This window comes from Streptomyces sp. SCL15-4 (assembly GCF_033366695.1).
In the GTDB taxonomy this organism is placed as follows: domain Bacteria; phylum Actinomycetota; class Actinomycetes; order Streptomycetales; family Streptomycetaceae; genus Streptomyces.
Window position 1 is genome coordinate 6,509,249 of the sequence record NZ_JAOBTQ010000001.1, and the last position, 16,182, is coordinate 6,525,430.

Sequence of the window (16,182 nt, forward strand, 5' to 3'; positions counted from 1 at the left end):
TAACGTCGGCCGGAGAAGCCGTAACTAGCGCTGCTAGTTTTGTCGCGTTGCCCGTCCCGGAGGATGTCTCATGTCCGCGTCCGCGAAGCTGCCCGCGTTCGATGCCGCCGACCCGCTCGGCATCGACGATCTGCTGGAACCGGAGGACCTGGCGATCCGGGACACGGTCCGCGGCTGGGCGGCCGACCGCGTCCTGCCGTACGTCGCCGACTGGTACGAGAAGGGCGAGCTGCCCGGCATCCGGGACCTCGCCCGCGAACTCGGCTCCCTCGGCGCGCTCGGCATGTCGCTCACCGGATACGGCTGCGCGGGCGCGAGCGCCGTGCAGTACGGCCTGGCCTGCCTGGAGCTGGAGGCGGCCGACTCGGGCATCCGGTCGCTGGTCTCCGTGCAGGGCTCGCTCGCGATGTACGCCATCCACCGGTTCGGCAGCGAGGAGCAGAAGCGGCAGTGGCTGCCGCGCATGGCGGCCGGCGAGGTGATCGGCTGCTTCGGGCTGACCGAGCCCGACCACGGCTCCGACCCCGCCTCGATGCGCACCCACGCCAAGCGCGACGGCGAGGACTGGGTCCTCAGCGGCCGCAAGATGTGGATCACCAACGGCTCGGTCGCCGGGGTGGCCGTGGTCTGGGCGCAGACCGAGGAGGGCATCCGCGGCTTCGTCGTGCCCACCGACAGCCCCGGCTTCTCGGCGCCGGAGATCAAGCACAAGTGGTCCCTGCGCGCCTCGGTCACCAGCGAACTGGTCCTGGACGACGTACGGCTGCCCGGCACCGCCGTGCTGCCGGAGGTCACCGGGCTGCGCGGACCGCTCAGCTGTCTCTCGCACGCCCGCTACGGCATCGTCTGGGGCGCGATGGGCGCCGCGCGCAGCAGCTTCGAGGCGGCCCTGGACTACGCGCGGACCCGGGAGCAGTTCGGGCGGCCCATCGGCGGCTTCCAGCTCACCCAGGCCAAGCTCGCCGACATGGCGGTGGAGCTGCACAAGGGGATTCTGCTCGCCCACCATCTGGGGCGGCGGATGGACGCCGGCCGGCTGCGGCCGGAACAGGTCAGCTTCGGAAAACTCAACAACGTCCGCGAGGCCATCGAGATCTGCCGTACGGCGCGGACGATCCTCGGTGCCAACGGGATCTCCCTGGAGTACCCGGTGATGCGGCACGCGACCAATCTGGAGTCGGTGCTCACGTACGAGGGCACCGTCGAGATGCACCAGCTGGTGCTGGGCAAGGCGCTCACCGGGCTGGACGCCTTCCGGTGAGCCCCCTGGCAGGGCGGGGCCGTGAGCGGCCCTGCCTCAGCTCTGGTTGAAGAAGCCGTCGGAGCGGTGCGCGGACGCCTCGCCGCTGATGATCTCCGTGTCGGCCGGGGTGAGCAGGAACACCCGGTTGGACACGCGGTCGATCGAGCCGCGCAGCCCGAAGATGAGCCCGGCCGCGAAGTCCACGACCCGCTTGGCGTCGCCGGGCTCCATGTTGGTGAGGTTCATGATGACCGGGACGCCGTCCCGGAACAGTTCGCCGATCGCGCGGGCGTCCCGGAAGCTGTCCGGGGTCACCGTGCCGATCCGGCGGCCCTTCTCCTCGGCGGTGTCCGTGGCCACCCGCACGCGCGGGTCGGTGACCCAGGCGGCCCCGGACTCGGTGCCCTCGGAGTAGTCGTCGTCGTAATAGCGCTCGTCATCGTTGTCGTCGACGAGGCCGAGCCATGCACTCGCCTTGCGTACCGATCCCATGGACGCCTCCTCTCACAGCGGTCCTTCTTGCTTTCCGCATCCCTATGGTCATCCATGATGCGGACGGTGCGCCAAGTGGATAGACGCCGCGCGGGGGGTTTGTGACGGTACTGGTGCACAGCCGTTCCGTCGAGAGTCCTTGTGCCCCAAGGGTCGCGGGTCATACCGCTGCTGACTGAGAGTGAAATATGATTGTTCCCGGCGGACGGGTGAGAGGAGGTGCGTCCGGGTGATCCTGACAGGGCCTCAGACGGGCCCCGGCCGGTCGCCGGGGCCCGCCGAAGCCGTCAGTTCTTCTGTTCCGGCGGGCTGATGCGGGACTCCTCGATCGCCGAGCCGGTCGTCCCCCACTTCTTGAGAATCCGCTCGTAGGAGCCGTCGGAGAGCAGCTTGTTGACGGCCGCCCGGAAGGCCGGCGCCAGCTCGGACCCCTTCTTGAAGGCGAAGCCGACGTCCAGGCGGTGGTACTCGTTGAGGAACTTCAGACCATCCTGATGGGCGACGGCGTAGCGCAGGCCGTTGATCGTTGACATCACCACATCGCTGCGGCCCTGCTGGAGCGAGGACCACAGCGCGCTCTGCTCGCCGTAGGTCTGCACCTGGTACGCCTTCTCGCCCGCGTCGGAGCACACGTGCCTGCTCCGCTCCAGCGTGGCCTCGAAGGTGGTGCCGGCGCCCGTCGCCACGTTCAGGCCGCACAGCTGCTTCAGGTCGGTGATCTTCGTCAGCTTGCTGTCCTTGCGGGTGGCGAAGCCCTGGCCGTCGTTGATGTAGGTGACGAAGTCGATGGTCTTGCGGCGCTCGTCGGTGACGCCGAAGTTGCTCGCGCCGAAGTCGTACTTGCCGCTGTCCAGGGCGGGCAGAATCGCGTCGAAGCTCGCCTGCTCCACCTTCAGCTTGATGCCGAGCACCCGGGCCACCGCCCGGGTGAAGTCGACGTCCTGGCCGGTCAGGGTCTTGCCGTCGCTCAGGTAGGCGGTGCCGGGCGGGGTGCCGCCGACGCTGACCGCGACGGTGAGGCCGGTGGTGCCGGCGGGCAGCAGCTTCGCCGCCGCCGGGTCCTCGCGGATGGCGGAGACGACGTCCGTGGTGGGAATCCCGGCGTTCTTGGCCGCTACTCCGGAGGCACCCGCACCGTCCGTGTCACCGGAGCCGGAACCGCAGGCGGTGAGCAGCAGGGCGGCCGAGGTGATGGCGGTAAAGGGTATGACATGCCGAAAAATGGGCGTACGCATCGGTCAGCGGTCTCCTGAGAGCAGGCGGGTGTGCGGAAGGCGCGAGGGGAGGGGAGCGCGTGTGAAGGCGGGGTGAGAGCAAGAGAACGCGAGGAGGCCCGCCGAAACGGCGGGCGCGCGCAGGGGGTCAGCTCAACAGGAAGAGGACCACACGCGACCGAAGTCGATGTGGGAGCGGGTGACCAGCCACTGCTGTGGATGCATGGGCCAAGTGGAACAGGCATCCGGTTCCGCGTCAACTGACTTGAGATGTACGGCTCACAGTATGGACAGCCTTGACAGCGGACGGAAACGCCCCCGTACTCTCGGCACACGGCCCTGCTGAGGGGCTCGGCCGTATCCGCGCCGCGCGGCGCGCCCGTGTGAAGGCATCACCTTCGTTCCGACGATTCACGCGTCACGGAGCCTTCGCATGTCATCCGACACCCTCGCCAAAGTCCCCGCCGCATCCCAGACCCCCGAGCCCGACGACGTCCCGCGGATCGTCCCGCAGCGCCGCTACGGCCAGTGGACGGCCGCCGCCGCCGTCCTCGTGCTGCTCGGGTTCGCCGTCAACTCCGTCCTGCGCAACAAGGCGTTCCAGTGGGACGTCGTCGCCGAGTACTTCACCTCGGACGCCATCCTGCGCGGGCTGTGGCTCACGCTGTGGCTGACCGCCGTGGTGATGGCCCTCGGCTTCGCCCTCGGCACCCTGCTCGCCGCGTTCCGGCTGTCCGCCAACCCGGTGCTGCGCGCGGTCAGCTGGGGCTACGTCTGGCTGTTCCGGTCCATCCCGATCCTGGTGCAGCTGCTGCTGTGGTTCAACATCGGGGCGCTGTACCCGCAGGTGTTCGGCGTGAAGACCGTCAACCTGCTCAGCCCGGTCGCCGTCGCGATCGTCGGCCTCACCCTGCACGAGGCCGCCTACGCCGCCGAGGTCGTCCGCGGCGGCATCCTCTCCGTCGACCGCGGGCAGATCGAGGCCGCCCAGGCGCTCGGTCTCGGCCGCGGGCGGCGCTGGTGGCGAATCGTTCTGCCACAGGCGATGCGCTCCATCGTGCCGCCCGCCGCCAACATGCTGGTCGGCACCCTCAAGGGCACCTCGATCGTCAGCATCATCGCCGTCAACGACCTGCTGTTCTCCGCCCAGTTGGTCTACCACCGCACCTACCAGGTGATCCCGCTGCTGATGGTCGCCACCCTCTGGTACGCCGTGGTCACCTCGCTGCTCGGCATCGGCCAGTACTACGTCGAGAAGCGCTACGCGCGCGGCACGGAGAAGACCCGATGAGGCAGCAGCTGGTGATCGTCGGAGCCGGGCCGCGGGGGACCGGCATCCTCGAGCGCCTCGCCGCCAACGCGCCCGTGCTGTACGCGGGAGAGGGCCTGGACATCCACCTCGTCGACCCGCATCCGCCGGGCGGCGGACGCATATGGCGCGAGGAGCAGTCCCCGCTGCTGTGGATGAACTCGCACGCCGAGGACGTCACCATGTTCACCGACGACACGGTGGTCATGGACGGCCCGGTGCGCCCGGGCCCCACCCTGCACGAGTGGGCCGGGCTGGACGGCCGGGTCTTCCCCGACCGGCGGCTCCAGGGCCGCTATCTGCGCTGGGTGTACGACCGGGCCCGGGCCGCCCTGCCCCCGAACGTCACCGTCCACCACCACCCCCGGCGCGCCCTGAGGATCAGCGGCCCCCGCGAGGGCCGGCAGCAGGTGTGGCTCACGGGGAGCCCGCGCCCGCTCACCGCCGACCTGGTGATCCTCGCGCTGGGACACCTGGACGCCGAACTCGACGGCGAGCAGGCCGCGCTGGCCGCTTACGCCCGGGACCACGGCCTGGTGCACCTGCCGCCCGACTTCACCGCCGACAGCGACCTGTCCGCGCTGAAGGCCGGCGAACCCGTCCTCGTCCGCGGCTTCGGCCTGGCCTTCGTCGACCTGATGGTCCTGCTCACCGAGGGCCGCGGCGGACGGTACGAGGGCGAGCGGTACCTGCCCTCGGGACGGGAGCCGGTGCTCTACGTCGGCTCCCGGCGCGGAGTGCCGTACCACTCGAAGATCGGCTACGACCTCACCGGCGACCGGCCGCCGCTGCCCCGCTTCTTCGGCCCCGCCGAGGTGGACGCCCTGCTGGCCCGCCCCGGCGGCCCGGACTTCCGGCGCGATGTGTGGCCGCTGATCGAGAAGGAGCTGGGCTTCGCCCACTACCACCGGCTGTTCACCGCCCACCCCGGGCGCACGGCGATGGCCTGGCGGGAGTTCGAGGCGCGGTACGCGGCGGCCGACGCTCCCGCCGAACTGCGGGCGCTGGCCGCCGCCGCCGTGCCCGACCCGGCCGACCGGCTCGACCTCGCCGCGCTCGACCGCCCGCTGGACGGGGTCCGCCACGCCTCGCACGACGCCTTCCAGGACGGGCTGCGGGAGTACATCGAGGCGGACCTGCGCCGCCGGCACGATCCCGCCCACAGCCCGGACCTGGCCGTCTTCCTCGGGCTGCTCTCCGTCTACGGGCAACTGGTGCGGCTCGGCGACCTCGGGTCCTGGTGGCACGGGTTCTTCAGCTACCTGGCGTCCGGGCCGCCCGGACCCCGGCTGCGGCAGATGCTCGCGCTGTCCCGGGCCGGGCTGCTCCGGTTCGTCGGGGCCGGCATGACCGTCACCGCCGAGGACGGGGTGTTCCGGGCCGCCAGCCCCACCGTGCCGGGCTTCTCCGTCGCGGCCCGGGCGCTGGTGGAGGCCCGGCTGCCCGAACCCGCCGTCGGCCGCACCCGGGACGGGCTGCTGCGCGAACTGCGCGCCGACGGCGCCGCCGAGACGCCCGAAGGGCTGCTCCGCGTCGACCCCGGCGACGGCCGCATCCTGGACACCGCCGGCCGCCCGCATCCCCGGCGGTTCGCGCTCGGCCCGTACACCGACTCCCGCACGCCCGGCGCGTTCACCCGGCCGCGCACCGGCGGCCCCGCGTTCCGGCAGAACGACGCGACCGCCCGGGCGGCGCTGCTCTTCCTCACCTCCCAGGCGGCACCGGACGCGGTCCCGGACGCCGCCGCACCAGCGAAGGAGCTCACGCGATGAGCGTCATGGTCGACATCCGGTCGGTGTACAAGAGCTTCGGCTCGCTCGAGGTGCTCAAGGGCATCGACCTCCAGGTGCGCGCCGGTGAGGTCACCGTCGTGCTCGGCCCCTCCGGCTCCGGCAAGTCCACCCTGCTGCGCACCATCAACCACCTGGAGAAGGTGGACCGGGGCCAGATCAGCGTGGACGGCGCGCTGATGGGCTACCGGCGGGCCGGGAACAAGCTGCACGAGCTGCCCGAGCGCGAGGTGCTGCGGCAGCGCACCCGGATCGGCTTCGTCTTCCAGAACTTCAACCTCTTCCCCCACCTCACCGTCCTGGAGAACGTCATCGAGGCGCCGGTGTCCGCGCTGAAGCGGCCCCGCAAGGAGGCCGTGGCGAGCGCGCACCGGCTGCTGGAGCGGGTCGGGCTCGCGGACAAGGCGGGCGCCTATCCGCGTCAGCTGTCCGGCGGGCAGCAGCAGCGGGTGGCCATCGCGCGGGCGCTCGCGCTGGAGCCGAGACTGCTGCTGTTCGACGAGCCGACGTCCGCGCTCGATCCCGAACTGGTGGGCGAGGTGCTGGACGTCATCCGGGACCTGGCGGCGCAGGGCACCACGATGATCGTCGTCACCCACGAGATCGCGTTCGCCCGTGAGGTCGCCGACACGGTGGTGTTCATGGCCGACGGACGGATCGTCGAGCAGGGCACTCCGAAGCAGGTGCTGGGCGCGCCGCGCGAGGAGCGGACCCGGACGTTCCTGGCGAAGGTGCTGTGAGGGTGGCTGCCGACGGAGCGGGGCGCGGTCGCGGCGAGGGGCCCGACGGCGGCCGGGGGAGCGGTGGGTCCGGCGCCGCCGGTCCGTGGCGTCGCGGCTGCTCGCCGTCGCGGTGGAGGCGGGAGCCGGGACGGGGGCCGGAGCGGGGACGGAAAGGACGGCCGCGGCAAGGGACGCGGCGGAGACAGGACGTACGGGAGCGGCCCGTGGTGGGGAGGGAGCCGGCATGAGGGGGCTGTTGCATCTTGCCGCCGCGCTCGATCAGCCGGGGGTGTTCGACGGCGGGGCGTTCACCGGGCCGGCGCGGCTCGCCGAGCGCGGCGGGCTGGACTTCGTGACGCTGGACGACTCCTTCGGCCGGCCCGGTCCCGACGCGCTCGCCGTGCTGTGCCGGGTGGCGCCGGCGACCCGGCGGATCGGACTGGTGCCGACGGTCACCACCACCCACACCGATCCCTTCCGGGTGCAGGCCGCCGTGGCCACCCTGGACTGGGTCAGCCGGGGCCGGGCCGGCTGGCGGATCGACGTGTCCGCCACCGAGGACGAAGCCCGGCTGTTCGGCCGCCGGCCCGCGGCGTCCGCCGACGCCCTGTGGCGGGAGGCGGGCGAGACCGCCGACGCGGCCGCGCGGCTGTGGGACAGCTGGGAGGACGGCGCGGAGATCCGGGACGTGGCCACCGGCCGCTTCCTGGACGGGGACCGGGTGCACCGCGTCGACTACACCGGGAGCGCCTTCTCGGTCCGCGGCCCCTCGACCATGCCCCGGCCGCCGCAGGGCCACCCCATCCGCGTGGTCGACGCCACCGACGGCGACGCCCGCACGGTCGCCGCCCGCCACGCCGACGTGGCCCTGGTCCGGGCGGCCTCCCCCGCCCAGGCCGCGGACTTACGGGACCGGCTGCGGGAGCAGGCGGCCGCGTTCGGGCGGGACCCGGACGCGCTGCGCGTGCTGGTGAGCCTGCTGGTGGACCTCGGCGACGGCGAGTACGCGGCCGAGCCCGGATGGGGCGCGCCCCTGTTCGAGCGAGGCCGGGCACTCGGGGGCGGCGGCGGGCCGCGCCCGACCGCGCGCGGCCCGCTGTACCGGGGCGGCCCGGTGGACCTCGCGGAGCTGGTGACCGCCTGGCACGCCGAGGGCGTCACCGACGGCTTCCACTTCGTCCCGGTCGAACCGCGCCGCGATCTGGAGCGGCTGGTCAACGGCACGGTGGCGCTGCTCCAGCACCGCGGCCTGTTCCGCACCTTCTACCCGGGCAGCACCCTGCGCGAGCACCTGGGCCTGGCCCGGCCCGCCAACCGGTACGCCGCGTCCCGGGCGACGGCCGCGGCCCGGGGAGCGTCATGACCGCGGGACAGCTGCACCTGGCGGCCGTGCCACCGGGCGCCGACCCGGCCGGCCCGGGCGCCGGTGATCCGGCCGGCGTGGGGACCGGCGCCCTGTGGACCGGTGCGGGCGCCGGCTCGCGGGTCGCGTTCGCCTCCTTCGAACGGCTCGCCGGCGCCGCCGAGCGCGGCTTGTTCGACTTCCTCCTGCTGGACGAGGAGCCGCCGCTGCCCGAGCACCGGGGGCGGCCGCACGAACTGGACCCGGTGGGCGGGCCGGAACCGGTCGCCGTGCTCGCCGCGCTCGCCGGGGTCACCACCCGGCTCGGCCTCGCCGCCACGGTCGACGCCGCCGCCGCGGAGCCGTACGACCTCGCCCGCAGGCTGGCCACCCTGGACCACGTGAGCGAGGGCCGGGCGGGCTGGCGGGTGGCGGCCGGCGCGGGCCACCGCTTCGGCGGCCCTCCCGACCCCTACGGCCGTGCCGCCGAACTCGTCCTGGCGGCAGGGCGGTTGTGGGACTCCTGGAGCCCCGGCGGAGCGCCCCGGCCGTTCGTCCACCGGGGCCGGCACTTCGACATCGCGGGCGAGTTCGGACTGCCCCGCTCGCCGCAGGGCCACCCCGTGGTGATCCGGTCCGGGGAGTCCGAGCGGGCCCGGGAGCTGGCCGCGGCCTCGGCCGACGTGCTCCTCGTCCGGCACGCCCCGCCGGGACCGGCCCGCGCCCGCTACGCCGACGTCAAACGGCGGCTCGCGGCGTACGGCCGTGGTCCCGGAGACCTGAAGGTGATGTCCCGGATCACCGTCGTCCTCGGCGACACCGCGGCCGCGGCACAGGAGCGGGCCGCCGGGATCCGGCGGCAGCTGATCGGTCCGCGCCACGCGCTGTACGCGGTGGAGCGGATCTGGGGAACGGACCTGTCCGGCTACGACCCCGACGGCCCGTTGCCCCGGTCCGAGCCCCGCGCCCGGGACCGCCGTACGCGCGCGCTCGCCGCGCGCTGGCGGGCGCTGGCCGAGGAGAAGGGGCTCTCCCTGCGGGAGACCGTGATCGAGGCGAGCGGCCGGCAGTCCTTCGTGGGCACGCCCGGCACGGTCGCCGCCGACCTGCACCGGTACGCCGAGGAGGGGGCCGCCGACGGCTTCCTCCTGGTCCCGCAGCTCCCGGCCGGCGGCCTGGAGGAGTTCGTGGACCGGGTGGTGCCGCTGCTCCAGGAGCGCTCCGCCTTCCGCACGGAATACCGGGGCCGCACGCTCCGCTCCCATCTCGGGGTGCCGGGAGGGACGACAGATGAGACAGAGGAAAGGAACCGATGAGATGACGACGGACGCGTCCGACGCCTGGAAGCAGTGGCACGAGGACCGGGTGGAGAGCGTCTCGGCGCCCTACGGCCCGCTCGCGCTGACCGCGACGCACTGGCTGGAGGACCATCCGGATGGTCGACTTCCGGACATTCCCGGGAAGTGGGTGGCGCAGGAGGACGGGGTGGTGCTCACCGCCACCGAGGCCGACGGCCTGACCGTGGCCGGCCGGCCCTTCGCGGGCGGGACCAGGCTGGCCGCCGACAGCGGCCCGGAGTCCGGGTCGCGGGTCGCGCTGGGGGAGAAACGGCTGGTCGTTTTGGTGCGCGAGGGAGTGTGGGGGGTGCGGGTGTTCGATCCGGACTCCGCCGCCCGGCGGGCCTTCCGCGGCATCGAGGCCGGCCCCTACGACCCCCGCTGGTCGGTGCCGGGCCGGTTCACGCCGTACGACGGCACGCGCACCATCCGGCTCGGCAACGCCGACGGCCGCGAGCGCGGCTTCGACCTCGCCGGCGAGCTGGCGTTCTCGCTGGCCGGCCGGGAGCGGACGCTGAAGGTCGCGCAGCGGGCGGACGGCGGACTGTGGGCGGTGTTCGCGGACGCCACCAGCGGCGACACCAGCTTCCGGTTCCGCTTCCTCTTCCCGGCGGCGCCGGACGCCGAGGGGCGCACGACCGTCGACTTCAACCGCGCACAGCTCCCGCCGTGCGCCTTCGCCGGCCACTTCATCTGCCCGCTGCCGGCCCCCGGCAACACGCTGGACGTGGCGGTCGAGGCGGGGGAGCGCCGGCTGAGCTGAGCCCTGGTGCGCCGGCCCGGGACGTCCGGGCCGGCCGGGTGCCGTCCTCGGGGCGTTCGGGTGGTTCCGGGCCGACGGCCGAAAGGCACCCTTGTGCCGACCGGCCGTTCGGCCGAATACTCCACCCCAGCGCTTGTCAGGGGCATGTACATCACAACCCGGTCGGGCTCGCTCCTGGCTGCGCCTCACGGGCCCCGACCCCACGCGGGCCCCCGACTTCCCTTGGAGGGGAACGACAAGTGAGGATCAAGCGCACCACTCCCCGCGGTGGCACCGCGAGACGGATCCAGCTGACGGCCGTGGCCGCGGGCTTCCTTGCCGCGGCGGCGTTCGCCGCCCCCACCGCGAACGCCAGTGACGCTCACGCCTTCAGCGCCACCCAGCTCACCAAGGCGAGCGACTCCGTCCGCCAGGCCGACGTCCCCGGCACGGCCTGGGCGGTGGACGCCAAGACCAACCGCGTCGTCGTCACCGTCGACAGCACGGTGTCCCAGGCCGAGATCGCCAAGATCAAGAAGCAGGCCGGCGGCGACGCGGACGCCCTGGTGATCAAGCACACGCCGGGCACGTTCAACAAGCTGATCTCCGGCGGCGACGCCATCTACGCGAGCAGCTGGCGCTGCTCGCTGGGCTTCAACGTCCAGGACTCCAGCGGCAACTACTACTTCCTGACCGCCGGGCACTGCACCGACGGCGCGGGCACCTGGTGGTCGAACTCCTCCCACACCACCACGCTCGGCACCACGGCCGGCTCCAGCTTCCCCGGCAACGACTACGGTCTCGTGCGCTACACCAACAGCTCGGTGACCAAGTCGGGTGCCGTGGGCAGCCAGGACATCACCAGCGCGGCCACGCCGTCGGTGGGCACGACCGTCTACCGGCGCGGGTCCACGACCGGTACGCACAGCGGCCGGGTCACCGCCCTCAACGCCACGGTCAACTACGGCGGCGGCGACATCGTCTCCGGCCTGATCCAGACCACCGTGTGCGCCGAGCCCGGCGACTCCGGCGGCCCGCTGTACGGCGGCACCACGGCCTACGGCCTGACCTCGGGCGGCAGCGGCGACTGCACCTCCGGCGGCACGACGTTCTTCCAGCCGGTCACCGAGGCGCTGAGCGCCTACGGCGTGCACGTCTTCTGACGCGCTCCCCATTACCGGCCCCGGCCCCCGCGCACCCCGGTGTGCGGGGGCTTCGCCGTGCCGTCACTGCGGGTGTTTGCGCAGGTCGGAGGGGCTCGAACGGGTATCGTACAGATGTTCGGGAATGGAGGTATGGTGGGAAGAGCAGTAGGGAACTGATGTTCGAGAACCGTTTCGGGGCTCATGTGTGCGGGAGGTGGGTGTGCCGGGCTTCGCGCATCTGCACACCGTCTCCGGGTTCTCCCTGAGGTACGGGGCGTCCCACCCGGAGCGGCTGGCCGAGCGCGCCGCGGAGCGCGGCATGGACGCCCTCGCCCTGACCGACCGCGACACCCTCGCCGGAACCGTGCGCTTCGCCAAGGCCTGCGCCACAGCGGGCGTCCGCCCGCTGTTCGGGGTGAACCTGGCGGTGGCGGCGCGGGAGGCCGTACGCCGCGACAAGCGGCGCAGCCCGGTGCGCGGCGGCGCCTTCGTGGACGAGTCGGACCCCCGGGTGACCTTCCTCGCCCGGGACGGCGCCCGCGGCTGGGCCGACCTGTGCCGGCTCGTCACCGCGGCGCACGCGGGCGGGGGGAACCCGCTGCTGCCGTGGGCCGGCAACCGGGGCGACGCACTGGTGGTGCTGCTCGGGCCGGACTCGGACGTGGGCCGGGCGCTCGCCGCCGGCCGGCCCGACCGGGCGGCGGCCCTGCTGGCCCCGTGGCGCGAGGTCTACGGCGACGCGCTGCGGCTGGAGACCGTCTGGCACGGCCGCACCGGCACCGGCCCCGGCTCGCTGCGGCTGGCGGCCCGTACCGTCGGGTTCGCCGCCGAGCAGGGGGTGCGGCCGGTGCTCAGCAACGCCGTCCGGTACGCCGACCCCGGGCAGGGGCCGGTGGCCGACGTGCTGGACGCGGCCCGGCGCCTGGTGCCGATCGACCCCCGCGGGGAGCTGGACTCCGGCGAGGCCTGGCTGAAGGACGGGCCGGCCATGCTGGACACCGCCGAACGGATCGTGGAGGCGGCCGGGTACCGGCGGCAGACCGCCCGCCGGCTGCTGGAGCAGACCCTGGCCACCGCCGCCGAGTGCCGGGTCGACCCCGAGGACGACCTGGGCATGGGCAGCGTGCACTTTCCCGAGCCGCACCTCGTCGGCGCCGGCCGGCGCACCGCCCAGCGGGCCCTCGCCTCACGGGCCGCGGCGGGCATGCTGCGGCTCGGCCACGGCGGCCGGCGCGCGTACTGGGAGCGGATGCACCACGAGCTGGACATCATCGCCCACCACGGCTTCGCCTCCTACTTCCTGACGGTCGCCCAGGTGGTCGACGACATCCGGGCGATGGGCATCCGGGTGGCCGCCCGCGGCTCCGGGGCCGGGTCGCTCGTCAACCACCTGCTCGGGATCGCGCACGCCGACCCGGTCGAGCACGGGCTGCTGATGGAACGCTTCCTGTCCAAGGAGCGGGTGGTGCTGCCGGACATCGACATCGACGTGGAGTCCGCGCGGCGGCTGGAGGTCTACCGGGCGATCATCGGCCGGTTCGGCGGCGAGCGGGTGGCGACCGTCGCCATGCCGGAGACCTACCGGGTCCGGCACGCCGTCCGGGACGTGGGTGCCGCGCTGTCCATGGACCCGGCCGAGATCGACCGGATCGCCAAGTCCTTCCCGCACATCCGGGCGCGCGACGCCCGCGCGGCCCTGGCGGAACTGCCCGAACTGCGGCGGCTCGCGGGGGAGAAGGAGAAGTACGGCAGGCTGTGGGAACTGGTCGAGGCGCTGGACGCGCTGCCGCGCGGGATCGCCATGCACCCGTGCGGGGTGCTGCTGTCCGACGCCTCCCTGCTCGCCCGTACGCCGGTGGTGCCGACCAGCGGCGAGGGGCTGCCCATGGCCCAGTTCGACAAGGAGGACGTGGAGGACCTCGGGCTGCTCAAGCTGGACGTCCTGGGCGTGCGGATGCAGTCGGCGATGGCGCACGCGGTCGCCGAGGTGGAGCGGGCGAGCGGGGAGCGGATCGACCTGGACGCGGTGGAGCCGGGCGACCCGGAGACCTACCGGCTGATCCGGTCCGCCGAGACGCTGGGCTGCTTCCAGATCGAGTCGCCCGGCCAGCGGGACCTGGTGGGACGGCTCCAGCCGAGCACCTTCCACGACCTGGTCGTCGACATCTCGCTGTTCCGGCCCGGTCCGGTCGCCGCCGACATGGTGCGGCCCTTCATCGAGGCGCGGCACGGACGGGCGCCGGTGCGCTACCCGCACCCGGACCTGGCGGAGCCGCTGAAGGGGACGTACGGGGTCGTCGTCTTCCACGAGCAGGTCATCGACATCGTCGCCGTCATGACCGGCTGCGGGCGGGGCGAGGCCGACCGGGTGCGGCGCGGGCTGTCCGACCCGGAGACGCAGGGCCGGATCCGGGTGTGGTTCGCCCGGCGGGCGGCGGCCCGGGGGTACGACGCGGAGACGATCGGGCGGACCTGGGAGATCGTGGAGGCCTTCGGGTCGTACGGCTTCTGCAAGGCGCACGCCGTCGCCTTCGCCGTGCCCACCTACCAGTCGGCGTGGCTGAAGGCCCATCACCCGGCCGCCTTCTACGCCGGGCTGCTCACCCACGACCCCGGCATGTACCCGAAGCGGCTGCTGCTGGCCGACGCCCGGCGGCGCGGGGTGCCGATCCTGCCGCTGGACGTGAACGTCTCCGGCGTCGCCCATCGGATCGAACTGGTGTCCGAGTCGCCGGCGGTGTGGGGGCTGCGGCTCGCGCTGTGCGACGTCCACGGCATCGGCGAGGCCGAGGCGCGGCGGATCGAGGACGGGCAGCCGTACTCCTCGCTGGTGGACTTCTGGGAGCGGGCCCGGCCGAGCCGGCCGCTGGCCCAGCGGCTCGCCCAGGTCGGCGCGCTGGACGCCTTCGGCGCCAACCGGCGCGATCTGCAACTGCACCTGTCCGAGCTGCACCGGGGCGCCCGGAGCGGCGGCGGTGGCCAGCTCCCGCTGGCCGGCGGCCGGAAGACCGCGCCGGCCGGGCTGCCGGACCTGACCTCGGCGGAGAGGCTCAGCGCCGAGCTGGGCGTGCTGTCCATGGACGCCTCGCGCAATCTCATGGACGACCACCGGGAGTTCCTGACGGAGCTGGGCGTGGTTTCCGCGCGCCGGCTGCGCGAGGCCCGGCACGGCGAGACCGTGCTGGTCGCGGGCGCCAAAGCGGCCACCCAGACCCCGCCCGTCCGCTCCGGCAAGCGGGTCGTCTTCTCCACCCTGGACGACGGCACGGGGCTGGTGGACCTGGCCTTCTTCGACGACTCCCACGAGGCCTGCGCCCACACCGTCTTCCACTCCTGGCTGCTGCTGGTGCGCGGGGTGGTGCAGCGGCGCGGCCCGCGCAGCCTCAGCGTGGTCGGCTCCGCCGCCTGGAACCTCGCCGACCTGGTGGAGGTGCGGCGCGCGGAGGGGCTCGACGGGGTCGCGGCCCGGCTGGCCGCACCGCCCGGCCCGGACGGGCCGCCGGCAGGAGACGACGGCGGTCCGCTCCGGGCCCGGGTCGCCGGGTCCGAGGGGCGGCCCGCGCCGGCCGGCTCCGCGGCCCCGGACCCGATGGCGGACCGGACGATCCGCATGCCCACGGGGTACGAGATGCACCCCTGGGCCGATCTGCGGCCCGCGGGCGAGGGCACCGCGCAAGGGCCCGCGGCGATAAGGAAGTTGTGGCACCAGAGCCCGGGGAGTGCGGGATGACCATCCTCTGCGTACGTTTCCAGCTGCCGCCGGTGTACGAGGCGGCCCTGCCGGGGCTGCTCGGGCTGCTGGAGGAGTTCACCCCGGTCGTGCAGGCGCTGCCGCCGGACGGGGCGCTGGCCGATCTGCGCGGCGCGGAGCGGTACTTCGGGCGCGACGCGGTGGAACTGGCCTCGGTGATCCGGGTGCGGGCCCTCGCCCGGTACGGCGTCGACTGCGCGATCGGCGCCGGTCCGGGCCCGATGCTGGCCCGGATGGCGCTGCGCGAGGCCCGGCCCGGCGTGACCCGCGCGGTGCCGGCGGACGCCGTCGCCGAGTTCCTCGCCGGCCGGCCCGTCGCCGCGCTGCCCGGAGTCGGCGCGGCGACCGCCCGCACCCTGGGCGAGTACGGCCTGGACACCCTGGGGCGGGTCGCCGCCGCGCCGCTGTCCACGCTCCAGCGGCTGATCGGGGCGCGGGCGGGCCGGGAACTGCGGGAGCGGGCGAGCGGCATCGACCGCGGCCGGGTCGTCCCGAACGGCGTCTCGCGCTCGCTGATGACGGAGCGGGCCTTCTCGCTCGACGAGCTGGACCCCGGCCGGCACCGCAAGGCACTGCTGTCGGCCGCCGAGGAGATCGGCGCCCGGCTGCGCGCGGTGGAGAAGGTCTGCCGCACCCTGACCCTCACCGTGCGCTACGCCGACCGCTCCGCCACCACCCGCAGCCGCGTCCTGAAGGAGCCGACCGCGCACTCGGCGGCCCTGACGAGGACGGCCTACGGCATGTACGAGGCGCTGGGTCTGCAACGCGCCCGGGTCCGCGCGCTCGTCCTGCGCGCCGAGGACCTGACCCCCGCCGACCAGGCCGCCCACCAGCTCACCTTCGACCCCGTGGACGAAAAGGCCCGCCGCCTGGAAGAGGCTGCGGACCGCGCCCGGGCGAGGTTCGGCCCGCACGCGGTCGTACCGGGCACCCTGGCGGCCTGATCCGCCGCGCGCTCCCCGATTGGTTAGCACTGCAAGTTTTTACCGCCGCGTAACTTCACAGCCGGACTACTCGTCCGTAACTTGACGAGTGAACAGCATCCCGTGATCCGGATCACAGGGACAGGCCGTGCACCTCCCCTTGAGCCGCAAG

At 73.7% G+C, this 16,182-nt stretch carries 12 protein-coding genes; 10 read left to right on the top strand and 2 right to left on the bottom strand.

Annotated elements, in window-relative coordinates:
- Nucleotides 1-70 precede the first annotated feature (70 nt).
- The gene (locus tag SCK26_RS29180; protein WP_318204317.1) at nt 71-1,261 is read left to right on the top strand and encodes an acyl-CoA dehydrogenase family protein; all 1,191 of its coding nucleotides are present in this window, start codon (nt 71-73) and stop codon (nt 1,259-1,261) included.
- A gap of 36 nt (nt 1,262-1,297) precedes the next feature.
- On the opposite strand, the gene SCK26_RS29185 is transcribed toward SCK26_RS29180, so the two are convergent.
- A complete protein-coding gene (locus SCK26_RS29185; protein WP_318204318.1) occupies nt 1,298-1,735 on the bottom strand; it encodes a cell division protein SepF in 438 nt (145 codons plus the stop codon).
- Nucleotides 1,736-2,022: 287 nt separating this feature from the next.
- On the bottom strand, nt 2,023-2,970 hold the full coding sequence (locus SCK26_RS29190) for an ABC transporter substrate-binding protein (protein ID WP_318204319.1): 948 nt from the start codon (nt 2,968-2,970) through the stop codon (nt 2,023-2,025).
- Nucleotides 2,971-3,382: 412 nt separating this feature from the next.
- Between SCK26_RS29190 and SCK26_RS29195 the strand changes: the two genes are divergently transcribed.
- From SCK26_RS29195 to SCK26_RS29235, 9 genes are all read left to right on the top strand, one after another.
- Nucleotides 3,383-4,240, top strand: coding sequence for an amino acid ABC transporter permease (locus SCK26_RS29195; protein ID WP_318204320.1), 858 nt, complete (start codon nt 3,383-3,385; stop codon nt 4,238-4,240).
- Nucleotides 4,237-6,030 carry an FAD/NAD(P)-binding protein gene (locus SCK26_RS29200; protein WP_318204321.1) on the top strand — a complete coding sequence of 598 codons (1,794 nt, stop codon included), beginning with the start codon at nt 4,237-4,239 and terminating at the stop codon, nt 6,028-6,030. The genes SCK26_RS29195 and SCK26_RS29200 overlap by 4 nt, the downstream gene beginning before the upstream one ends.
- The gene (locus tag SCK26_RS29205; RefSeq protein WP_318204322.1) at nt 6,027-6,788 is read left to right on the top strand and encodes an amino acid ABC transporter ATP-binding protein; all 762 of its coding nucleotides are present in this window, start codon (nt 6,027-6,029) and stop codon (nt 6,786-6,788) included. The genes SCK26_RS29200 and SCK26_RS29205 overlap by 4 nt, the downstream gene beginning before the upstream one ends.
- A gap of 226 nt (nt 6,789-7,014) precedes the next feature.
- Nucleotides 7,015-8,133, top strand: a complete 1,119-nt coding sequence (locus SCK26_RS29210; RefSeq protein ID WP_318204323.1) for an LLM class flavin-dependent oxidoreductase — start codon at nt 7,015-7,017, stop codon at nt 8,131-8,133.
- Nucleotides 8,130-9,428: an NtaA/DmoA family FMN-dependent monooxygenase gene (locus SCK26_RS29215; protein WP_318204324.1), complete on the top strand. Its 1,299-nt coding sequence runs from the start codon at nt 8,130-8,132 to the stop codon at nt 9,426-9,428. Before SCK26_RS29210 ends, SCK26_RS29215 begins: the two co-directional genes overlap by 4 nt.
- A 1-nt stretch (nt 9,429) precedes the next feature.
- Entirely contained in the window at nt 9,430-10,212 is a 783-nt protein-coding gene (locus SCK26_RS29220; RefSeq protein ID WP_318204325.1) for a DUF1684 domain-containing protein, read from the top strand.
- A gap of 239 nt (nt 10,213-10,451) precedes the next feature.
- Nucleotides 10,452-11,354: a S1 family peptidase gene (locus SCK26_RS29225; RefSeq protein WP_318204326.1), complete on the top strand. Its 903-nt coding sequence runs from the start codon at nt 10,452-10,454 to the stop codon at nt 11,352-11,354.
- A 202-nt stretch (nt 11,355-11,556) separates the two neighbouring features.
- Nucleotides 11,557-15,066 (top strand): DNA polymerase III subunit alpha, encoded by a 3,510-nt coding sequence (locus SCK26_RS29230; RefSeq protein WP_318204327.1) that lies wholly within the window; start codon nt 11,557-11,559, stop codon nt 15,064-15,066.
- Nucleotides 15,063-16,031 carry a DNA polymerase thumb domain-containing protein gene (locus SCK26_RS29235; RefSeq protein ID WP_318204328.1) on the top strand — a complete coding sequence of 323 codons (969 nt, stop codon included), beginning with the start codon at nt 15,063-15,065 and terminating at the stop codon, nt 16,029-16,031. Before SCK26_RS29230 ends, SCK26_RS29235 begins: the two co-directional genes overlap by 4 nt.
- The last annotated feature ends 151 nt before the right edge of the window (nt 16,032-16,182 follow it).